The organism is Streptomyces sp. NPDC005706 (genome assembly GCF_040631045.1).
In the GTDB taxonomy this organism is placed as follows: domain Bacteria; phylum Actinomycetota; class Actinomycetes; order Streptomycetales; family Streptomycetaceae; genus Streptomyces.
The window spans coordinates 1-21,162 of the sequence record NZ_JBEXYS010000024.1 but is presented as its reverse complement, the minus strand read 5'-3'; the positions used below and the strand labels follow the sequence as shown (position 1 = coordinate 21,162).

General features: G+C 72.4%; 20 protein-coding genes. 11 read left to right on the top strand and 9 right to left on the bottom strand.

Going from position 1 to position 21,162, the window contains the following annotated elements:
- Window positions 1-35: 35 nt before the first annotated feature.
- On the bottom strand, window positions 36-1,145 hold the full coding sequence (cobT, locus tag ABZ478_RS28925) for a nicotinate-nucleotide--dimethylbenzimidazole phosphoribosyltransferase (RefSeq protein ID WP_359553755.1): 1,110 nt from the start codon (window positions 1,143-1,145) through the stop codon (window positions 36-38).
- Window positions 1,146-1,278: 133 nt separating this feature from the next.
- On the opposite strand from cobT, the gene ABZ478_RS28920 reads away from it, so the two are divergent.
- The gene (locus tag ABZ478_RS28920) at window positions 1,279-2,262 is read left to right on the top strand and encodes a class I SAM-dependent methyltransferase (RefSeq protein WP_359553754.1); all 984 of its coding nucleotides are present in this window, start codon (window positions 1,279-1,281) and stop codon (window positions 2,260-2,262) included.
- Window positions 2,263-2,302: 40 nt separating this feature from the next.
- On the opposite strand, the gene ABZ478_RS28915 is transcribed toward ABZ478_RS28920, so the two are convergent.
- Window positions 2,303-3,505, bottom strand: a complete 1,203-nt coding sequence (locus ABZ478_RS28915) for a bifunctional adenosylcobinamide kinase/adenosylcobinamide-phosphate guanylyltransferase (RefSeq protein WP_359553753.1) — start codon at window positions 3,503-3,505, stop codon at window positions 2,303-2,305.
- 80 nt (window positions 3,506-3,585) lie between these two features.
- Between ABZ478_RS28915 and ABZ478_RS28910 the strand changes: the two genes are divergently transcribed.
- On the top strand, window positions 3,586-3,798 hold the full coding sequence (locus ABZ478_RS28910) for a hypothetical protein (protein ID WP_199210263.1): 213 nt from the start codon (window positions 3,586-3,588) through the stop codon (window positions 3,796-3,798).
- A 66-nt stretch (window positions 3,799-3,864) separates the two neighbouring features.
- Here ABZ478_RS28910 and ABZ478_RS28905 read toward each other — a convergent pair whose 3' ends face one another.
- The 3 genes from ABZ478_RS28905 to ABZ478_RS28895 form a co-directional block, all read right to left on the bottom strand.
- Window positions 3,865-4,935 (bottom strand): trypsin-like peptidase domain-containing protein, encoded by a 1,071-nt coding sequence (locus ABZ478_RS28905; RefSeq protein WP_359553752.1) that lies wholly within the window; start codon window positions 4,933-4,935, stop codon window positions 3,865-3,867.
- Window positions 4,936-5,026: 91 nt separating this feature from the next.
- Entirely contained in the window at window positions 5,027-5,767 is a 741-nt protein-coding gene (locus ABZ478_RS28900) for a methyltransferase domain-containing protein (protein WP_359553879.1), read from the bottom strand.
- A gap of 80 nt (window positions 5,768-5,847) precedes the next feature.
- On the bottom strand, window positions 5,848-6,474 hold the full coding sequence (locus ABZ478_RS28895; RefSeq protein ID WP_359553750.1) for a DUF3043 domain-containing protein: 627 nt from the start codon (window positions 6,472-6,474) through the stop codon (window positions 5,848-5,850).
- Window positions 6,475-6,753: 279 nt separating this feature from the next.
- Here ABZ478_RS28895 and ABZ478_RS28890 point away from each other — a divergent pair, with 279 nt between their 5' ends.
- The 5 genes from ABZ478_RS28890 (at window position 6,754) to ABZ478_RS28870 (ending at window position 13,134) form a co-directional block, all read left to right on the top strand.
- Window positions 6,754-7,545 carry a PspA/IM30 family protein gene (locus ABZ478_RS28890; RefSeq protein ID WP_359553748.1) on the top strand — a complete coding sequence of 264 codons (792 nt, stop codon included), beginning with the start codon at window positions 6,754-6,756 and terminating at the stop codon, window positions 7,543-7,545.
- A gap of 34 nt (window positions 7,546-7,579) precedes the next feature.
- The gene (locus tag ABZ478_RS28885; protein ID WP_359553746.1) at window positions 7,580-7,858 is read left to right on the top strand and encodes a hypothetical protein; all 279 of its coding nucleotides are present in this window, start codon (window positions 7,580-7,582) and stop codon (window positions 7,856-7,858) included.
- Between the two features lie 124 nt (window positions 7,859-7,982).
- Window positions 7,983-9,203, top strand: coding sequence for a histidine kinase (locus tag ABZ478_RS28880; RefSeq protein WP_359553745.1), 1,221 nt, complete (start codon window positions 7,983-7,985; stop codon window positions 9,201-9,203).
- Complete coding sequence (locus ABZ478_RS28875; protein ID WP_359553743.1) at window positions 9,200-9,877, top strand: response regulator transcription factor; 678 nt, start codon at window positions 9,200-9,202, stop codon at window positions 9,875-9,877. The genes ABZ478_RS28880 and ABZ478_RS28875 overlap by 4 nt, the downstream gene beginning before the upstream one ends.
- 158 nt (window positions 9,878-10,035) lie before the next feature.
- A complete protein-coding gene (locus tag ABZ478_RS28870) occupies window positions 10,036-13,134 on the top strand; it encodes an efflux RND transporter permease subunit (protein ID WP_359553741.1) in 3,099 nt (1,032 codons plus the stop codon).
- Window positions 13,135-13,197: 63 nt separating this feature from the next.
- Here ABZ478_RS28870 and nadA read toward each other — a convergent pair whose 3' ends face one another.
- Entirely contained in the window at window positions 13,198-14,382 is a 1,185-nt protein-coding gene (nadA, locus tag ABZ478_RS28865; RefSeq protein WP_359553739.1) for a quinolinate synthase NadA, read from the bottom strand.
- 273 nt (window positions 14,383-14,655) lie between these two features.
- Here nadA and ABZ478_RS28860 point away from each other — a divergent pair, with 273 nt between their 5' ends.
- Window positions 14,656-15,012 carry an iron-sulfur cluster assembly accessory protein gene (locus ABZ478_RS28860; protein ID WP_061919812.1) on the top strand — a complete coding sequence of 119 codons (357 nt, stop codon included), beginning with the start codon at window positions 14,656-14,658 and terminating at the stop codon, window positions 15,010-15,012.
- Between the two features lie 93 nt (window positions 15,013-15,105).
- On the opposite strand, the gene ABZ478_RS28855 is transcribed toward ABZ478_RS28860, so the two are convergent.
- Entirely contained in the window at window positions 15,106-16,764 is a 1,659-nt protein-coding gene (locus tag ABZ478_RS28855; RefSeq protein ID WP_359553738.1) for a hypothetical protein, read from the bottom strand.
- A gap of 99 nt (window positions 16,765-16,863) precedes the next feature.
- Window positions 16,864-17,073 (bottom strand): hypothetical protein, encoded by a 210-nt coding sequence (locus ABZ478_RS28850; RefSeq protein WP_359553736.1) that lies wholly within the window; start codon window positions 17,071-17,073, stop codon window positions 16,864-16,866.
- A gap of 159 nt (window positions 17,074-17,232) precedes the next feature.
- On the opposite strand from ABZ478_RS28850, the gene ABZ478_RS28845 reads away from it, so the two are divergent.
- Window positions 17,233-18,207: a carbohydrate kinase family protein gene (locus tag ABZ478_RS28845; protein ID WP_359553735.1), complete on the top strand. Its 975-nt coding sequence runs from the start codon at window positions 17,233-17,235 to the stop codon at window positions 18,205-18,207.
- A 42-nt stretch (window positions 18,208-18,249) separates the two neighbouring features.
- Here ABZ478_RS28845 and ABZ478_RS28840 read toward each other — a convergent pair whose 3' ends face one another.
- Window positions 18,250-19,632, bottom strand: a complete 1,383-nt coding sequence (locus ABZ478_RS28840) for an aminotransferase class V-fold PLP-dependent enzyme (RefSeq protein ID WP_359553733.1) — start codon at window positions 19,630-19,632, stop codon at window positions 18,250-18,252.
- Window positions 19,633-19,922: 290 nt separating this feature from the next.
- Here ABZ478_RS28840 and coxB point away from each other — a divergent pair, with 290 nt between their 5' ends.
- Window positions 19,923-20,888 (top strand): cytochrome c oxidase subunit II, encoded by a 966-nt coding sequence (coxB, locus tag ABZ478_RS28835; RefSeq protein ID WP_358939052.1) that lies wholly within the window; start codon window positions 19,923-19,925, stop codon window positions 20,886-20,888.
- On the top strand, window positions 20,885-21,162 hold a 278-nt coding region (locus tag ABZ478_RS28830; protein ID WP_359553731.1), incomplete at its 3' end, for a cbb3-type cytochrome c oxidase subunit I. The genes coxB and ABZ478_RS28830, both read left to right, overlap by 4 nt.

Here is a 21,162-nt window from a genome sequence, read left to right as displayed (position 1 = left end):
CCCTTGCCGCGAAACGCGCAGCCGACCACGACCGGCTACTCCGTCTCCGGCCCCGCCTTCTCGTCCGTCTCCGGCTCCGCCTTCTCGTCCGTCTCCGGCCCCGCCTTCTCCGGCAGCTCCGCGGCCAGCGCGGCGGCGGCCCGGACCAGCGGCAGCGCCAGCAGCGCCCCCACTCCCTCGCCGACCTTCACGCCCTGCTCCAGCAGCGGTTCCAGTGCCATCCGGTCCAGCGCCTTGGCCTGCCCCGGCTCCCCGCTGTCGTGCCCGGCCAGCCACCAGTCCGGGGCCCGGAACGCGACCCGCTGGGCGACCAGCGCGCACGCGGCGGCCACCACGCCGTCCAGGATCACCGGCAGCTTGCGCACGGCGCTCTGCAGCAGGAACCCGGTCATCGCGGCCAGGTCGGCACCGCCCACGGTGGCGAGCAGCTGCAACTGGTCCCCGAGGACCGGCCGCGCCCGCCGCAGCGCGTCCCGGATCGCCGCGCACTTGCGCATCCACGCCAGGTCGTCGATCGGCAGCCCGCCCCGCCCGGTCACCACGGAGGCGTCGGTCCCGCACAGCGCCGCGATCAGCGCCGCGGCGGCCGTGGTCCCGCCCACGCTCACGTCGCCGAGCACCACCAGGTCCGTTCCCGAGTCGGCCTCCTCGTCGGCGACCGCCACACCGGCCCGGAACGCAGCCTCGGCCTCGTCCGCGGTGAGCGCGTCCTCGATGTCGATACGGCCGCTGCCGCGCCGCACCCGGTGCCGCACGACGTCCTCCGGGAAGGCCTCCGGCGGGCAGTCCAGCGCCATGTCCACCACCCGCACCGGGACGTCCAGCCGGCGCGCGAGCACCGCCACCGGGCTGCCGCCCTCGAGCACCGCCCGCACCAGCCGCTCGGCGCCGCCCGCCGGGCGTGCGGAGACACCGAGCTCCGCGACACCGTGATCACCGGCGAAGAGCACCACGCGCGGCCGTTCGACCGGCCGCACCGGTACGGCGCCCTGCGCGGCGGACAGCCACTCGCCCAGCTCGTCCAGCCGCCCGAGCGACCCGGGCGGCACGATCTGGCGCTCGCGCCGGGCCTCGGCGTCACGGCGAACGCCCCCGTCCGGGCGCTCGATCAGATCGGTGAAGTCGTCCAGTTCAAGGCTGCTCATTCGCCGAACAGTACCGGCAGCGGACGAACGCTCCGGCGCCACATCGCCACCCCACGGTGGCGACGTCTTTGCACCTGGGATCGGTATCCCATACGTTCCGGTTTGCCGCGGAATGTCGCCCTGGGAGCCGTCCATGCAGCCCTCGCTCTCCACCACGCAGGTCACCGAGCCCTACGACCCCTTCCTGGAACCGCGCCGCGAGGACTGCCCCTGGTGCGGTTCCCGGCACCTGCGGACCCGGGTGCGCGCCCCCGACCCGCTGCGGCACCGGCCGGGCAGTCACGTCCTCGACGAGTGCGGCGACTGCGCCCACGTCTTCCAGAACCCCCGGCTCACGGCGGAGGGCTTCGCCTTCTACCACCGGGACTCCTACGAGAGAGAGCTGGCGGAGTTCGCCGAGCGGCTCCGCTCCGCCCGCACGGTCCGCCGCCGCCACCGCGCCGCCGCCCACGCGCTGTCGGCGCTGCCCGACCCCGAGAGCTGGCTGGACGTGGGCACGGGACACGCCCACTTCCCCGAGGCGGCGAAGGAGTTCTTCCCGTACACCAGCTTCGACGGCCTGGACCCGACCGCCCGCGTCGAACAGGCCCTGCTGGACGGCCGCGTCGAGGAGGCCCACCGCGGCTACCTGAGCACCCCCGGCACGGCGGCCCGCCTGCGCGCCCGCTACGACGTGGTCAGCATGTTCCACCACCTGCAGCACGCCCCGGAGCCGCGCGCCGAACTCCGCGCCGCCCTCACCGTCCTGCGCCCCGGCGGCCACCTCGTCGTCGAAGTCCCCGACCCGCGCTGCGCGTTCGCCCCGCTCCTCGGCCGGTGGTGGTGGCCCTACGGCCAGCCCCGCCATCTGCACCTGATGCCCCTGGCCAACCTCCGCGCGGAGCTGGAACGGCAGGGCTGCGCGATCCTCGTCACCGACCGCAGCGCCCCCCACGCCCCCTACGACCTGTCGGCGGCCCTCACCCTGGCCCTGTCCCGCACCCACCCCCTCCTGCGAGCCGCGGCAGCCCCCCTGACCGACCTGGCCTGGGCCCTGGACCACACCCTGGCCCCCCTGACCCGGCACACCCCCTTCTCCAACGCCTACCGCCTCGTGGCCCGCAAGATCACGCCGTAGCCGCGTCCCCGCACGGCCCGGCACGGCACCGGGCAGCCACTCAGCCCCGCAGCACCAGAGCCTGGCCCGCCACGACCAGCAGGACCTGCTCGCACTCACCCGCGAACCCCGCGTTCAGCCGCCCCAGCTCATCCCGGTACCGCCGCCCGGAGGCGGTCGCGGGCACGATCCCCGACCCCACCTCGTTGGACACCGCGACCACGGTCCGCCGAGCGCCCCGCACCGCCTGCGTCAACTCCCGCACCCGCGCGCGCAGCGCCTTCTCACCGCCCCCCGCCCACTCCGCGTCGTCCCACGCCCCCGCGGAGTCCATGACGTCCGTCAGCCACAGCGACAGACAGTCGATCAGCACCGGCGGCCCGTCCTCGGCCAGCAGCGGCACCAGGTCCGTCGTCTCCGTCGTACGCCAGGACCCCGGCCGCCGCTCCCGGTGCGCGGCCACCCGCGCCGTCCACTCGGTGTCCCCGCCGCGCGTCCCGCCCGTGGCCACGTACAGCACGTCCGGGAACGCCTCCAGACGCCGTTCGGCCTCCACCGACTTGCCCGAGCGCGCCCCGCCGAGCACCAGCGTCCGGCGCGGCACGTCCGGCACGTCCTCGTACGCCCCGACCATCAGCGTCGTACCGTCCGGGACCGCCCGCGCACCCGCCGCCGCGAGCCGCCGCCGCAGCTCCGCGCCCTGCGGCACGTCGTGGTCGAGGTGCACGGCGACGACGTCCGTCGTCGGGTCCACGGATCCCACCGCCCGCAGCCGGGCCAGCGCGTCCGGGCGTCCCACGACGTCGGCGAGGACCATCTGGTACGACTCCGCCGTCGCCTCCTCCAGTCCGGCCGGCGCCCCGCCCGGCGGCAGGTACAGCAGCCGCTGCCCGTCCGGACCGGTCACCGCGTACCCGGTGCCGCCCGCGTCCATCGCCACCGCCCGCACCCGATGCCCCGTCAGCAGCGCCAACTCCCGCCCGTCCGGCACCCGGCCGGGCTGCGGCACCCCGGCGGGCACCTCCACCGCCGGCCCGTCGTGCGGATGCGACAGCAGCACCTGCCGTACCCCGCCCAGCGAATGCCCGGACCGCGCGGCCGCGAACGCCGCGCCCGGCGTCAGATCGAGCAGCAGGGCCCCGTCCACGAGCAGCGCGGTGGCCGCCCGCGCCTCGGGGCCCAGCGCGGTCGCGCAGACGGCGCAGGGACAGTCGGGGCGGGGCAGTCCCGCGGGGGCACCGGTGCCGAGCAGAGTGACTTCCACGGACCGATTTTCACCCGTCCCAGCAGGTCTTGCGCTTCCGGCTAGTCTTCCGGGGCAGAGTTGGATCAGAGGAGGCCCATATGACGGCATGGACGTGGCGGTTCGAGAAGGCCGACGGGACGGAGGTCCAGCCCGCGGTGCAGCCGGAGGAGTTCACCACCCAGGGGGACGCGGAGTCCTGGATCGGTGAGCACTGGAAGGCGCTGGAGGAGGGCGGCGCCGACCAGGTGCGCCTGTTCGAGGAGACCAGCGAGATCTACGGCCCGATGAGCCTGCACGCCGAGGCGTCGTAATCCGGCCGGGGAGTGAGGAGGGGTTCGCCACCACCCTCCTCACTGCCACCGCGCCCCGCCCGCTGATCACTGCTCACCCAGTGTCACCTCCACCGTCTTCGCCGCGCCGTCGCGCTGGAAGGAGACCGGGATCCGCTGCCCCGGCCGCCGGGTCGCCAGCGCCTCGGAGAGCGCGGTGGCGGAGGTGGCCGGCGTGCGGTCCACCCTGGTGATCACATCGCCGGGCCGCAGTCCGGCCCGCTCGGCCGCGCCGCCGCCGACGGCGGTCACCACCGCGACCCCGGCGGGCCGGTAGCCGTCGTCCACGACGCCCCGCACGGTGACGCCGAGCGCGGCCCGCCCCGAGTCGACGACCTTGCCCTGCCTGACGATCTGGTCGGCGATCTTCCGCACCATCGACGCCGGGATGGCGAAGCCGATGCCGGGCGCCGCGCCGCCCCCGAGGCCGGGATCGGAAGCGGCGAGCGTCGGGATGCCGATGACCTGCCCGTCGAGGTTCACCAGCGCCCCGCCGCTGTTGCCCGGGTTGATGGCGGCCGACGTCTGCACCATGTCCGCCATGGTGGCGCCCGTGCCCCCGTCCGCGCCCCCCTCGCTGACGGTCCGTCCGGTCGCCGAGACGATGCCCTGGGTCACGCTGGACGACAGCCCGAGCGGCGATCCCATGGCCAGCACCATATGGCCGACCTGCACCGTCCCGGAGTCCCCGAACACCGCCGCCCGCAGCCCGGCCGGCACCCGGTCCAGCTTGATCACCGCGAGGTCCTGCTCGGGGTACGAGTACACCAGGCTCGCGGTGAGCGGCTCCTCGCTATTGGCCGTGGTCACCCGGAAGGTCCTCTCGGACCCGACCACGTGCGCGTTGGTGACGATGTGTCCCTGGCCGTCGTACACCACCCCGGAACCCAGATCACGGCTCGCCCGGATCTGCACGACCGACGGCAGGACCTCCCTGATCACCTTCAGGTACCGGCCCTGCACGTCGTCCAGTGCCAGCGGGAGCGCCGCCCGGTCGGACGCGCCGGGCCGCTGCACCGGCTTCGCCGACGCCGTGCAGCCGGCCACGAGCAGCACCGCACAGACCAGCGCGGGGACACGTGCGCCCGTTCGGCGGGCACGGGCAAGGGAACCGTCCATGCCCCGAGTGTTTCCACGGGGAACGCCCCGGGCCCGCCCGATACGCCCGAACGGACCCGCACACCGCCGGTGGTGACGGCCGTGTGCGGCCCTAGCCGCGCACCCCGCACAGGTGCAGCAGCGCCGCGACCGAGCGGTAGGGGTCCGTGCGGCCGGCCCGCTCCTCGGCCGCCAGCAGGGTTTGCAGGTCGTCCGGGATCTCCGCGTCGTCCGCCGCCGTGTCGGTGAAGACCCGTACGCCGTACCAGGCGTGCAGCGGGGCGGCGATGCCGGCCAGGGTGGCGGTGAGGGCCGACAGCCGGTCGGCCCTCACGTCGAGGCCGAGGCGGATGGGAGTCTCCCCGTTCGAGGCTGCTCGAGAACGGGGGCGGTAGGAGGTGGCGCCGAAGGCGGCCACCGCGCCCGCCCAGTCGCCGGACAGTCCCGGCCGCATGGCGAGCGCGTCGCCGTTGCGCACCAGGAGGGACAGCAGTCCGCCGGGCGCGAGCATCCGGGCCAGGCCGGCCACCAGCGGGTCGGGCTCCTCCACGTACATCAGTACGCCGTGGCACAGCACCACGTCGAAGCTGCCGGGCAGGAAGTGCACCCCGGTGTCCCGGCCGTCGCCCTGCACCAGCCGGACCCGCTCGCGGATGCCCTCGGGCTCACCGGCAAGGGCCCGGCGCGCGGTCGCGATCATCGTCGCGTCCTGCTCGACACCGGTCACCTGGTGACCGAGCCGGGCCAGCCGCAACGCCTGCGTGCCCTGGCCCATCCCCACGTCGAGCACCCGCAGCCGCTGCCCGACCGGGAACCGCCCGGCTATCTGCTCGTCGAGCTGCCGGGCGACCAGCTCCTGTCGTACGACATCACGCAGTCCGCCCGGCTTGTTCAGCCAGGCATCGGCCGCACCCCCGGTGAAAGCGTCTGCGCTCAGGGCCGCTCTCCGCGCTTGACCTGCGGCTTCGGCAGCCGGAGCCGGCGCATCTGCAGCGAGCGCATCAGACCGTAGGCGACCGCGCCCCGGCGGTTCTGGTCAGGGAAGCGCTCGGCCAGCCGCTTCTTCAGCCGGAAGCCGCTGATCACCGCGTCCACCACGATCAGCACGATCACCACGGCCCACAGCCACAGCGCCAGCGCCTGGATCGACGGCACCCGCACCACGCTCAGCACCAGGATCACCACGGCGAAGGGCAGGAAGAACTCCGCCATGTTGAACCGCGAGTCCACCCAGTCGCGCGCGAACCTGCGGACCGGGCCCTTGTCGCGGGCCGGCAGATAGCGCTCGTCGCCGCCGGCCAGCGCCTGGCGCTGCCGGTCCAGCGCCTGACGGCGCTCCTCGCGCTGACGCTTGGAGGCGTCCTTGCGGGTCGTCGGCGTACTGGCGACGCTGCGGCGCTGGGACTGGGCCTCACTGCGCTTGGGAGTGGGCCTGCCCTTGGGGGCCTGCGGGTCACGGGTCTGCTTGGAGAAGTTCACGGCCGCCTTGTCGGCGGACGCCTTCTCTTCCTTGGCGCGGCTACGGAACACAAAACCCAAGGGTACGGGCTGCACCGGCATGGACCCCAGCCCGGCCGGGAACGATCCGGCAACACCGGACGTCTGTAGGGGGACAGAGGGGACGTCGCGGACGTCGCACAGGGAGGTCACCGGAAGGGCCCGAGCGGCCCGCCCCGGGGATCACCTACTCCTCACGCCGGAGTGGTGGGGCCCGCAGTCGTCCTTGGGGATGAGCGCATCGGTCCCCGAACAGTGCGGTAATGGAGTCAGGGCCCGTACTGTGGGTTCTGTCGCTGGATCGGTGAGCCGGAGTCCGTCAGAAGGGGGCGCGCGAAGCCCATGAGCGGTGTCATGAAGCGTATGGGGATGATCTTCCGCGCGAAGGCGAACAAGGCCCTTGACCGGGCCGAGGACCCTCGCGAGACCCTCGATTACTCGTATCAGAAGCAGCTCGAGCTGCTCCAGAAGGTGCGCCGCGGGGTCGCCGACGTGGCGACGTCCCGCAAGCGCCTGGAACTCCAGCTCAACCAGTTGCAGCAGCAGTCCACCAAGCTGGAGGACCAGGGCCGCAAGGCGCTCGCGCTGGGCCGTGAGGACCTGGCCCGCGAGGCGCTGTCCCGCCGCGCCGCCCTCCAGCAGCAGGTCACCGACCTCGAGACGCAGCACTCCACTCTCCAGGGCGAGGAGGAGAAGCTCACCCTCGCGGCCCAGCGGCTGCAGGCCAAGGTGGACGCCTTCCGGACGAAGAAGGAGACCATCAAGGCCACCTACACCGCCGCCCAGGCCCAGACCCGCATCGGGGAGGCCTTCTCCGGCATCTCCGAGGAGATGGGCGACGTCGGCCTCGCCATCCAGCGCGCCGAGGACAAGACCGCCCAGCTCCAGGCCCGGGCCGGCGCCATCGACGAACTGCTCGCCTCGGGCGCCCTCGACGACCCCTCCGGCATGGCCAAGGACGAAATCCAGGCCGAGCTGGACCGGCTCTCGGGTGGTACGGATGTAGAGCTGGAACTGCAGCGCATGAAGGCCGAGCTGGCCGGTGGCTCCCCGCAGCAGGCCATCGAGGGCGGCACCGGTCAGGCACAGTCCCAGCAGCAGCCGCAGGACACCCCGCGCTTCGACAAGCAGTAGTCCGGCGCCGGGTCCCCGAGCCGAGGAGGCCGACGTGATCGTACGGATCATGGGGGAGGGGCAGGTGAAGCTGGGCGACGCCCACTTCACCGAGCTGAACAAGCTGGACGACGAACTGCTCGCGGAGATGGAGAGCGGCGACGAGGCGGGCTTCCGCCGCACGCTCTCCACCCTGCTGGGCGCCGTCCGCCGCCTCGGCACCTCGCTCCCGGACGACGCCCTGGAGCCCTCGGACCTGATCCTCCCGTCCCCGGACGCGACGCTGGAGGAGGTCCGGGAACTGCTCGGCGACGACGGCCTGATCCCCGGCTGAGCCCGGGGCAGCGGGTAGCCCGGGGCCGGTCGGCCCCGGGGACCTGACCGGTCGGCGGCCGGCGGCGGGTGCCCCGCGCCTCGCCGTGTTCCGGCCCCCTGTCCGGCCCCGTACTGTTCAGCGGGTGAGCACTCTCGAACGCGCCCGGTGCGGCCTCAAGGCCCACCCCCTCGCGCTGGACGCGGCCATCGCGGCGGGCGTACTGGCGTGCATGGTCGCCGGCTCCTTCGCGGTGCCGCACGGCGCGAACGGTGTCACCTGGGGCGTCCCCACCCCGGACCCGCTCGGCCTCGTCCTGATGGTGCTCGCCGCCGCCGCGCTGGTCCTGCGCCGCCGCTTCCCGAAGGGCGTCCTCGCCGTCACCGGCACCTGCTCCCTGATCGAGTGCCTCACCGGAGACCCGCGCGCCCCGGTCGCGATGGCCGCCGTGGTCGCCCTGTACACCGTCGCCGCGACCACCGACCGCACCACCACCTGGCGGGTCGGCCTGCTCACCATGACCGTGCTGACCGCCGCCGCGATGCTCGCCGGCCCCCTGCCCTGGTACGCCCAGGAGAACCTGGGCCTGCTCGCCTGGACCGGCATCGGCGCCACCGCCGGGGACGCGGTGCGCAGCCGCCGCGCCGTCGTGCAGGCCATCCGGGAGCGCGCCGAACGCGCCGAGCGGACCCGTGAGGAGGAGGCCCGCCGCCGCGTCGCCGAGGAGCGGCTGCGCATCGCCCGTGATCTGCACGACGTCGTCGCCCACCACATCGCGCTGGTCAACGTGCAGGCCGGCGTCGCCGCGCACGTCATGGACCGGCGGCCCGACCAGGCCAAGGAGGCGCTCGCCCACGTCCGCGAGGCCAGCCGCAGCGCGCTCGACGAACTGCGCGCCACCGTCGGCCTGCTGCGCCAGTCCGGTGACCCGGAGGCGCCCACCGAACCCGCCCCGGGCCTCAGCCGCCTCGACGAACTCGCCGGCACCTTCCGCAGCGCCGGACTCCCGGTCGAGGTGGCCCGCACCGACCACGGCACCGAACTCCCGGCCGCCGTGGACCTGGCCGCCTACCGGTGCATCCAGGAGGCCCTGACCAACGTCCGCAAGCACGCGGGCACCGAGGCCAGGGCCGAGGTGAGCGTCGTACGCGTCGGCGGGAACATCGAGGTCACCGTGGTCGACGACGGCGCGGGCGCGGGCGGTGCGCCCGGGGACGGCGGCGGGCACGGGCTGCTCGGCATGCGGGAGCGGGTCACCGCCGTCGGCGGCACCCTGAGCACCGGGCCCCGCTACGGCGGCGGCTTCCGCGTCCATGCGATCCTGCCGGTCACGACCCGTACGACGGCTCCGGGGGAGACCGCATGACGATCCGTGTCCTGCTCGCCGACGACCAGGCGCTGCTGCGCAGCGCGTTCCGGGTGCTGGTCGACTCCGAGCCCGACATGGAAGTGGTGGGCGAGGCGTCCGACGGCGAGGAGGCGGTGCGGCTGGCCAAGGAGAGGGGCCCCGACGTCGTCCTCATGGACATCCGCATGCCCGGCACCGACGGCCTCACCGCCACCCGCCTGATCAGCGCCGACCCCGGCCTCGCCCAGGTCCACGTGGTCATACTGACCACCTTCGAGGTCGACGACTACGTGGTGCGGTCGCTGCGCGCCGGCGCCTCCGGCTTCCTCGGCAAGGGCAGCGAACCCGAGGAACTGCTGAACGCGATCCGGGTCGCCGCCGGCGGCGAGGCGCTGCTCTCCCCGGCCGCCACCAAGGGCCTGATCGCCCGCTTCCTCGCCCAGGGCGACGACGAGGGCCGCGACCCGGCCCGCTCCGAGCGGCTCGGCGCCCTCACCGGCCGGGAGCGCGAGGTCCTCGTGCAGGTCGCGGCCGGCCATTCCAACGACGAGATCGCCGAGCGCCTCGAGGTCAGCCCGCTGACCGTGAAGACGCACGTCAACCGGGCCATGGCCAAGCTGGGCGCGCGGGACCGGGCGCAGCTCGTCGTCATCGCGTACGAGTCGGGCCTGGTACGTCCGAGGATGGACTGATCTCCACCCGCGTGTACTGCGCGCGGAGTAGGCACCGGATAAGGGAATGTACCTGGGGGCTACGGAACCGGCGTCCGGCATGGCCCAAGGTGGTGGGGTGGGCGCTCACCGCGCCCCGCAGCAGCTTCTGCCGCTCACAGAAGAGAGACCCCTGACCCATGTCCTGGCTGTCGAGATTCAGCCTCGCGCAACGGGCCCTGATCGGCCTGATGTCCCTCATCGCGCTCGTCTTCGGGCTGATCGCGATACCGCAGATCAAGCAGCAACTGCTGCCCACCATCGAACTGCCCATGGTGTCGGTCGTCGCGCCGTACCAGGGGGCCTCGCCCGACGTCGTCGAGAAGCAGGTCGTCGAGCCCATCGAGAACAACCTCCAGGGCGTCGACGGCGTCACCGGGGTGACCTCCACCGCTAGCGAGGGCAACGCCGTGATCATGGCGTCCTTCGACTACGGCAACGACACCAAGCGGCTCGTCTCCGACGTCCAGCAGGCCGTCAACCGGGCCCGCAACCAGCTTCCGGACGACGTCGACCCGCAGGTCGTCTCCGGCTCCACGGACGACATGCCGACCGTGGTCCTCGCCGTCACCTCCGACAAGGACCAGCAGGCCCTCGCCGACCAGCTCGACACCACCGTCGTACCGGCCCTGAAGGACATCGACGGCGTCGGCCGCGTCCAGATCACCGGCGCACGGGACCTGCAGGTCGCCGTCACCCCGAACGACGCGAAGCTGGCGCAGGCTGGGCTCACCTCCGCCGCCCTCGGCCAGGCCCTGCAGGCGGGCGGCGCGACCGTGCCGGCCGGCTCCTTCGACGAGGACGGCGCCAACCGCACCGTCCAGGTCGGCGGCGGCTTCACCTCGCTGAAGCAGATCCAGGACCTCAGGGTCACCGGCGAGGGCGTGGACGAGCCCGTGCGCCTCGGTTCCGTGGCCACCGTGAAGCAGCGGCTGGCCCCGGCGGACTCCATCACCCGCACCGACGGCCGGCCCAGCCTCGCCGTCAACGTCACCATGGACCACGACGGCAGCGCGGTCTCCATCTCCGACGCGGTCCAGGACAAGCTGCCCGGCCTGCGGGCCGACCTCGGCTCGGGTGCCGAGCTCACGGTCGTCAGCGACCAGGGGCCGGCCGTGTCCAAGTCCATCAAGGGCCTGACGACGGAGGGCGCGCTCGGTCTGCTCTTCGCGGTCCTGATCATCCTGGTGTTCCTGGCCTCGGTCCGCTCGACGCTGGTCACGGCGGTGTCCATCCCGCTGTCGGTGGTCCTCGCGCTCATCGTGCTGTGGACCCGCGGCCTGTCGCTGAACATGCTCACGCTCGGCGCGCTGACCATCGCCATCGGCCGGGTCGTCGACGACTCGATCGTGGTCCTGGAGAACATCAAGCGGCACCTCGGCTACGGCGAGGAGCGCCGCGAGGCCATTCTCGAAGCGGTGCGCGAGGTGGCCGGCGCGGTCACCTCCTCGACCCTCACCACGGTCGCCGTGTTCCTGCCGATCGGCCTGGTCGGCGGCATGGTGGGCGCCCTCTTCGGCTCGTTCAGCATCACCGTGACGGCGGCCCTGCTGGCCTCCCTGCTGGTGTCGCTGACGGTCGTGCCGGTCCTGTCGTACTGGTTCCTGCGCGCGCCCAAGGGCACCCCCGAGGACGCCGACGAGGCGCGCCGGCTGGCCGAGGAGAAGGAGGCGAAGAGCCGCCTCCAGCGCTTCTACGTCCCCGTCCTGCGCTTCGCCACCCGCCGCCGGCTCACCAGCGTGCTGATCGCGGTGGCCGTCCTGGCCGTCACGTTCGGCATGTCCGGACTGCTGAAGACGAACTTCTTCGACCAGGGCGAGCAGGAGGTGCTCACGGTCAAGCAGAAGCTCAGGCCCGGCACCAGCCTCGCGGCCACGGACGCGCAGGCGAAGAAGGTGGAGAAGCTGCTCGCCTCCACCGAGGGCGTCAAGGACTACCAGGTCACCGTCGGCTCCTCCGGCTTCATGGCGGCCTTCGGCGGCGGCACCGACACCAACCAGGCGTCGTACCAGGTCATGCTGAAGGACTCGGCGTCCTACGACGACGTGCAGAAGCACCTCGAGGACGGCCTGAAGAAGCTCGACGGCATCGGTACGACCACGGTCTCCGCCGGTGACGGCTTCGGCAGCCAGGACCTCAGCGTCGTGGTGAAGGCCTCCGACGCCGGGGCGCTGCGCGAGGCCGCCGAGCGGGTCCGCTCCACCGTGGCCGGCCTGGACGACGTCACCGACGTCACCAGCGACCTGGCCCAGAGCGTGCCGCGGATCTCGGTCAAGGCCAACTCCGAGGCGGCCGCGGCCGGGTTCGACGACCAGAAGCTGGGCGCCGCGGTCACGCAGGCCGTGCGCGGCACGACGGCCGCGAAGGCGGTCCTCGACGACACCGAGCGCGACGTCGTCGTGAGGTCGGCCAAGCCCGCCACCACCCTCGCCCAGCTCAGGGCGCTGCGCCTCGGCCCGGTGAAGCTCGGTGACATCGCCACCGTCAAGGTGGTGGACGGCCCGGTGTCGATGACCCGCATCGACGGTCAGCGCGCCGCGACCGTCACGGCCCGGCCGACCGGTGACAACACCGGCGCGGTCAGCACCCAGCTCCAGTCGCGGATCAAGGACCTGAAGCTCCCGGCGGGCGCGCGGGCCGAGATCGGCGGTGTCTCCTCCGACCAGGACGACGCGTTCAAGAACCTGGGTCTGGCCATGCTGGCGGCGATCGCGATCGTCTTCATGCTGCTGGTGGCGACGTTCCGCTCGCTGGTCCAGCCGCTGATCCTGCTGGTGTCCGTCCCGTTCGCGGCCACGGGCGCGATCGGCCTGCTGGTCCTCACGGGCACCCCGATGGGCGTCCCGGCCATGATCGGCATGCTGATGCTGATCGGCATCGTGGTCACCAACGCGATCGTGCTGATCGACCTGATCAACCAGTACCGCAGGCAGGGCCACGGCGTCGTGGAGGCCGTGATCGAGGGTGGCCGGCACCGGCTGCGCCCGATCCTCATGACGGCGCTGGCGACCATCTTCGCCCTGCTCCCGATGGCCCTGGGCGTCACCGGCGAGGGCGGCTTCATCGCCCAGCCGCTGGCGGTGGTCGTCATCGGCGGCCTGATCAGCTCGACGCTGCTGACCCTCCTCCTGGTCCCGACGCTCTACGCGATGCTGGAGCTCCGCAAGGAGCGGCGCGCGCGGAAGAAGGCGGCCGAGCGGGAGCCCGAGCCCGAGGTGCTGGAGACCGCGGGCGTCTGAGCGAACGACAGGGCCCGGTCCACGGATTGCGTGGACCGGGCCCTGCTGTGTGCCGGTGAACCGTTACGGCAGCGCCAGCATCCGCTCCAGGGCGAGCTTGGCGAACGCCTCGGTCTCCTTGTCGACCTCGATCCGGTTGACCAGGTTGCCCTCGGCCAGTGACTCCAGCGCCCAGACGAGGTGGGGCAGGTCGATGCGGTTCATGGTCGAGCAGAAGCAGACCGTCCGGTCGAGGAAGACGATCTCCTTGCCCTCGGGAGCGAAACGGTTCGCCAGGCGGCGGACCAGGTTCAGCTCCGTACCGATGGCCCACTTGGAACCGGCGGGCGCGGCCTCCAGGGCCTTGATGATGTACTCCGTCGAGCCGACGTGGTCCGCCGCGGCCACGACCTCGTGCCGGCACTCGGGGTGGACCAGGACGTTCACGCCCGGGATGCGCTCGCGCACGTCGTTCACCGAGTCCAGGCTGAAGCGGCCGTGCACCGAGCAGTGACCGCGCCACAGGATCATCTTCGCGGCGCGCAGCTCCTCGGCGGTCAGCCCGCCGTTGGGCTTGTGCGGGTTGTAGAGCACGCAGTCGTCCAGGGACATGCCCATGTCCCGCACCGCGGTGTTGCGGCCCAGGTGCTGGTCAGGCAGGAAGAGGACCTTCTCGCCCTGCTCGAAGGCCCAGTCCAGGGCCCGCTTCGCGTTGGACGAGGTACAGATGGTGCCGCCGTGCTTGCCGGTGAACGCCTTGATGTCCGCCGAGGAGTTCATGTACGAGACGGGCACCACCTGGCCGGCCACGCCGGCCTCGGTCAGCACGTCCCAGCACTCGGCGACCTGCTCGGCGGTGGCCATGTCGGCCATGGAGCAGCCGGCCGCCAGGTCGGGCAGGACCACCTTCTGGTTCTCGGACGTCAGGATGTCCGCCGACTCGGCCATGAAGTGCACACCGCAGAAGACGATGTACTCGGCCTCCGGGCGCGCGGCCGCATCCCGGGCCAGCTTGAAGGAGTCGCCCGTGACGTCCGCGAACTGGATGACCTCGTCGCGCTGGTAGTGGTGGCCGAGCACGAAGACCTTGCTGCCGAGCTTCTCCTTGGCCGCACGGGCGCGTGCCACCAGGTCGGGGTCGGACGGCGAGGGCAGGTCGCCGGGGCACTCGACACCCCGCTCGCTCTTCGGATCGGCCTCACGGCCGAGCAGCAGCAGGGCGAGCGGAGACGGCTGTACGTCGAGCTCCGGGGTCTGGGCGGTGGTCACGACACGCACCCTTTCTACTTTTCGTCTAACTGACGCTATCTATCATAGCCGCTTCACGTCACTTTGACGACGGCCATAGTGTCCATGTGACGTGAATCCCGCCCGGGTCGGCCCGGGTCGCTCCACGGGCCGCTGTCCGTGTCCACGCGCGTGTGCGAGCATGAAGAGACACCAAAAACGCGACCACGCGAATGCCCGGCCCGGAATGAATCCGCGGAAGCGCCGGTTGCACTCGTCGGCAAGCAGTCTCCGTACAACCCGGGAGAGATGTAGATGTCCGTATCGGACGAGACCACCACCGTCACCGACGGCATCATCCTGACCGACGCCGCCGCGTCGAAGGTCAAGGCCCTACTCGACCAGGAAGGCCGCGACGACCTCGCCCTGCGTGTCGCCGTCCAGCCCGGCGGCTGCTCCGGCCTGCGCTACCAGCTCTTCTTCGACGAGCGCTCGCTCGATGGCGACGTCGTGAAGGACTTCGGCGGGGTCAAGGTCGTCACCGACCGCATGAGCGCTCCGTACCTCGGTGGCGCCACCGTCGACTTCGTGGACACGATCGAGAAGCAGGGCTTCACGATCGACAACCCGAACGCGACGGGCTCCTGCGCCTGCGGCGACTCCTTCAGCTGAACCGGCCAAGGCCACGGCCTGACGGACGAAGCGGCGGCCCCCCTTCTGGGGGGGCCGCCGCTTCGTGCGTAGCCGTGGTGTGGCGTGCGGGGCCTAGCGGGCGGAGGTCCGCGGCCGCGGCTCCGCCCGCTTCACCTCGGGGAGCCGCCGGCCGTCGCTGTCGACCACCCGGCGGCCGTCGAGCGGCGCGTCGAGGCGCACGGTCTTCGCGTACAGCTTGCCCATGGCGACGCACATCTCGCCCTTGCGCGACCTCTCCGTCACCGTCACCGTCACCCGGCCGGCGCTCTCCTTCGCCGCCGCCCGGTACTCCGAGCACACCCCGCCCGTGAAGCTCACACTCAGCTCACGGCCGTCGGCGCTGTAACCGTCCGCCTTCACCGTCCTGGTCGTCGCGGTCGGCTTCGAGGGCGCCGGCCCGCCCGGCGCGGTCAGCGCGCCCGGGTCGATGGCCGGGGACCGCTCCACCAGGTACTTCGGGTCGACGGCCGGGTACGCCACCGTGAAGCCGCCGCCCGGCGTCGAGCCCCGCACCTCGAACAGCCACGATGGCACCAGCACCTGACGGCCGCCGGACGAGCGGGCGGCCAGTCCGAACACCGCCTTCTCCACCTCGACCCGGTCCGACGCCTTCGGCACCGACGTCGATCCGCCGCACGACCCTTCGTCACGGTCCTTCAGCGGCACCGGACTGGCGCAGCCGCCGATCCCCATGCGGTGCGTGCTCTTCGGGCCCTTGTTCATCAGCTCCAGCGTCCTGGCCGCGCTCAGCACCGGGTACGTGTCGCCCTTGACCGGCGCCGCGAGCTGCCCGTGGCCGCCGGCCGGTTCGCCCGTCGAGTCCACGGTCAGGCCGGTCGTCAGGCCGTAGGTGGGCAGACCGCCCACCACCGGGTCGGCGTCGACCACCCGCTGCGCGCCCATGACCCGGCTCGCGTCGATCCTGGCGTCGTCCTGGCCGAGCGCCTTCAGCACCGGCGCCGCCGCCTTCTCGGCGGCGGCCACGCTCACCGGGTCGGCGGCCGGAGCGGCCGGGTCGTGCGCGCAGACGGTCACCTTCCGGCAGTCGTCGGTGCCGGGCGAGTACCGGCTGAAGGTCCAGTCGCCCGGCGCGGCCCGGTTCACCCGCAGGACCGGCCCGGATCCGTCCTTCCCGCCGACCCGCCAGCCGGGCCCCTCGGCCACCGGCGCCCCGTCGACACCGAGCGCCTCGGCCAGCCGGGCCACCCGCTCCCTGCCGACCTCGCCCCCGGGTACGTACACCGGTGCCGAGCCCGGGCCGTCCGGCAGCTCGCCCACCGCCACATAGGTCGCGCCGTACGGATCCGGCTCCCCGGGCGCGATGCCCTCCGTACCGCCCCGCGTCCACCCGTCCAGGCGGAGCGGCGAGGGAGTCGCGCCCCCACCGGACGCGCCCGCGTCCGCGCGGTGACCGGAATCCCCACCGGCGGCGGCGAGGTACGCGCCCCCGCCACCCACCAGCAGAACGGCCGCGGCGACCGAGACGATCACCACCCGCGAGCGGCTCCGCCGGGCCCAGTCACCGCCGTCCCCGTCGGCCGCCGGGCCGAGGCCACCGGCGTCCTCGCCGGCCCTCGCACGGGTGTCACCAGCATCTTCGCCGGCCGCCGTGCGGGCCACACCGGCCGCGCCGTCCGCCGCCTCACCGGCCCCGGCCGTCCCGCCGCCGGAGACCTCCGGCTCGGCGGAGTCCCTCGGATCCTCGGGGTTCTCGGGTCGCTCGGTGTTCACCGCATCGCTCCTCGCTGGCTCGTGTCCCGCGTCCCCCACAGGGGGAACGCCGATGGGACGCGCCAGGGGAGCGCACGGTTCCCGCCCGCGCGCCCCGGCTCAGTCGCCGTAGTCCGACATCGCGTCCAGCAGCCGCGCGGACCGCGCCGGCACCGTCACCCCGTGGATCAGCGACGGCGGCACCGGACGGGAGCCGGCGTGCCGCGGCGGCGCCCAGTGCGGGGCCATCCGGGCGCAGTCCCCGCGCAGCGAGGCGAGATCGCCTTCGAGATCGGCCGGAGCGGACGTGTGGACCTTGAGGTTCGTCATGGCGGCACCGTATGCATGGGGGAGCGACGAAGAAAGACCTACTATCAGGTAGTTTTGCCTGCTTCAGCGTCCCGTGCCAACCGGGTAGCGTGAACTGTCAGCCTCTTCCAACGAGCGCTCTCGCGCGCCCCCTCTTAACTCCACAGGAGAGTTCACGCCGTGCGCATCGCAGTCACCGGCTCCATCGCCACCGACCACCTCATGACCTTCCCCGGCCGTTTCGCCGACCAGTTCGTCGCGGACCAGCTGCACACGGTCTCGCTCTCCTTCCTGGTCGACAACCTGGACGTCCGCCGGGGCGGCGTCGGCGCCAACATCGCCTTCGGCATGGGTCAGCTCGGCACGAAGCCGATCCTCGCCGGTGCCGCCGGCTTCGACTTCGACGAGTACCGGGCCTGGCTGGACCGCCACGGCGTGGACACCGAATCGGTCCGGATCTCCGAGACCCTGCACACCGCCCGCTTCGTGTGCACCACCGACGCCGACCACAACCAGATCGGCTCCTTCTACACCGGCGCGATGAGCGAGGCCCGCCTCATCGAGCTCAAGACCGTCGCCGACCGCGTCGGCGGCCTCGACCTGGTCCTGATCGGCGCCGACGACCCGGAGGCCATGCTCCGCCACACGGAGGAGTGCCGCTCCCGGAACATCCCCTTCGCCGCCGACTTCTCCCAGCAGATCGCCCGCATGGAGGGCGAGGAGATCCGGATACTGCTGGACGGCGCGACGTACCTGTTCTCCAACGAGTACGAGAAGGGCCTGATCGAGTCCAAGACCGGCTGGTCGGACGCGGAGATCCTGGCCAAGGTCGGCCACCGGATCACCACCCTCGGCTCGCGCGGCGTCCGCGTCGAACGCTCCGGCGAGGACCCGATCGAGGTCGGCTGCGCGGAGGAGGAGCGCAAGGCCGACCCCACGGGCGTCGGCGACGCCTTCCGGGCCGGTTTCCTCTCCGGTCTGGCCTGGGGTGTCTCCCTGGAGCGCGCGGCCCAGGTCGGCTGCATGCTGGCCACGCTCGTCATCGAGACGGTCGGCACCCAGGAGTACCAGCTGCGCCGGGGCCACTTCATGGACCGGTTCACCAAGGCGTACGGGCACGACGCGGCCGAAGAGGTACGCGCCCACCTGAGCTGAGCGCTCACCGGAACGAGGGGGCGGGCCCTGCCCGCCCCCTCGTCAGCTCACCCGGCGGACCAGATAGGCCGAGCCCCGCTCCGCGGGCTCCTCGCCCACGTACTCCTGGCCCCGCATCTCGCACCACGCCGGAATGTCCAGACGGGCCGCCTCGTCGTCCGACAGGACCCGGACCGTCCCGCCCACCGGCACGTCCCCGAAGGCCCTGGCCAGCTCGATGACCGGGATCGGGCAGCGCTTGCCGAGGGAGTCGACGAGCAGCTCCTCCGCCCGTACGGCCGTCGCGGGTGCGGCCGCCGGCGCGCCCAGCTTCTCCCGGACGCCCGCCACCACCCCGGGCAGCACCTCCAGGAACCGCTCCACGTCGTCCTCCGGCGTCCCCGTCGGCAGCGACACCCGCACGTTCCCCTCGCTCAGCACGCCCATCGCCCTCAGCACATGGCTGGGCGTCAGTGTGCCGCTGGTGCAGGAGGACCCGGACGACACAGAGAAGCCCTCCCGGTCCAACTCGTGCAGCAGGGCCTCTCCGTCGACATAGAGACAGGAGAAGGTGACGATCCCGGGCAGCCGCCGCTCCGGATCACCCACCACCTCCACATCCGGCACCAGCCGCGGCACCCGGGCCCGGATCCGCTCCGTCAGCTCCCGCAGCCGCAGCGCCTCCTGAGCCGCCTCGGCCCGCACCGCCCGCAGGGAGGCGGCTGCCGCCACGATCGCCGGCAGGTTCTCGAACCCGGGCGCCCGCCTCGATTCCCGCTCGTCCACCGGACCTTGCGGCGCGAACCGCACCCCCTTGCGCACGGCCAGCACTCCGACGCCCGAGGGGCCGCCCCACTTGTGCGCGCTGCCCGCCAGCAGCGACCAGTCGCCCTCGACCGGCCCCCACGCCAGCGACTGCGCCGCGTCCACCAGCAACGGCACCCCGGCCGCCCGGCACGCCTCGGCCACCTCCGCCACCGGCTGCACGGTCCCGACCTCGTGATTGGCCGACTGCAGGCACGCCAGCGCGGTGTCCGGCCGGAGCGCGGCGGCGTAGGCCGACGGATCCACCGCCCCGGCCCGGTTCACGGCCACCCGGTGGACCGAACCACCCTCCGCCTCGAACGCTTCAGCCGAATGGAGGACCGAAGAGTGTTCGACGGCTGACACGATCAGGTGGCGCCCCACGCGCCGCCGCCCGGCCAACGCCCCGGCGACACCCGTGTGTACGGCCCACGTCCCGGAGGAGCCGAACACCACCTCGTCCGCCCGGCACCCCACGGCCTCGGCCACCGCCTCCCGGGCCGCGTCGAGCAGCATCCGGGCCTTGCGCCCCTCCCGGTAGAGACGGGCGGGATCGGCCCACCCGTCATCGAGCGAGGCCGACAACGCCTGCCGGGCGACGGGATGGAGGGGAGCGGCGGACGCCGCGTCGAAGTAAGCCACACGGCAACGGTAAGACTTCGCCAGGTCGAGTGACCCAAGGGGCGCGAGGAACGGCGCGACCAGCAACGACGCGTGCCCAGCAGCCGCAAACGCACCGAAACCGCCCGGGCTGCCGGGCGCTTTCGAGTGACCCGCAGCGCGTATGGCACCCTCCCCGCGAACCCTCGGAGAGCGTCGGCTAGGGTTTGGTCCGCATAAACATCCAAACCCCTGCCCGACGCAGGGCGGCGACCGACCAGCGAGAAGGCCGCAGCCGTACAGCGCGGGCGAGACTCTCGGGAAGGCGCTACGTGAGTCCCAACGGCTCCGACCGCTCGCCGCGGCGCCCGATGCGGCGGAAGCTGCTGCAGGCACTGACCGCGGGCCTGGTCCTGGCGACAGCCACCGGTTGCTCGTACAACTGGGAAGACTTCCCCCGCCTTGGTATGCCCACCCCGACCACGGAAGAGGCTCCGCGGATCCTCTCCCTGTGGCAGGGGTCCTGGGCGGCTGCGCTCGCCGTCGGCGTGCTGGTGTGGGGCCTGATCCTGTGGAGCGCCATGTTCCACCGGCGCAGCCGCACCAAGGTCGAGGTTCCTCCGCAGACCCGGTACAACATGCCGATCGAGGCCCTGTACACGGTGGTCCCGATCATCATCATCTCGGTGCTGTTCTACTTCACGGCCCGGGACGAGACGAAGCTCCTGAGCCTCTCCAAGAAGCCCGACGTCACGGTCAACGTGGTCGGCTTCCAGTGGAGCTGGGGCTTCAACTACATCGAGAGCGTTCCCGGCTCGTCCGGCAACGCCAAGACCGACCCGAACCTGTCCGCCATCCCGGACCGGTACAAGGACGCCTTCCCGGCCAACGCCGGCGGTGTCTACGACGTCGGTACCCCGGGCACCCGGAACCCGCAGACGGGCAACCCCGGGCCGACCCTCTGGCTCCCCAAGGGCCAGAAGGTTCGCTTCGTCCTGACCTCGCGTGACGTCATCCACTCGTTCTGGGTGGTGCCGTTCCTGATGAAGCAGGACGTCATCCCGGGCCACACCAACGCCTTCGAGGTGACCCCCAACAAGGAGGGCACCTTCCTCGGCAAGTGCGCGGAGCTCTGCGGCGTCGACCACTCCCGGATGCTGTTCAACGTGAAGGTCGTCTCCCCCGAGCGATACCAGCAGCACCTCAAGGACCTCGCCAAGAAGGGGCAGACCGGTTACATTCCCGCCGGCATCGCGCAGACGAGCCACGAGAAGAACCGGGAGACGAACAACCTGTGAGCATCCTCAACGAACCCCAGGGTGCCGCGGCAGCTGAGGACTCGTACGAGAACGAGCTGCCGGTCAGGCGCAAGCAGCCGGGAAACGTCGTGGTCAAGTGGCTGACGACCACCGACCACAAGACGATCGGCACGCTCTATCTGGTCACCTCGTTCGCGTTCTTCCTGATCGGTGGCGTCATGGCGCTGCTGATGCGCGCCGAGCTGGCCCGTCCGGGCCTGCAGATCATGTCGAACGAGCAGTTCAACCAGGCGTTCACGATGCACGGCACGAT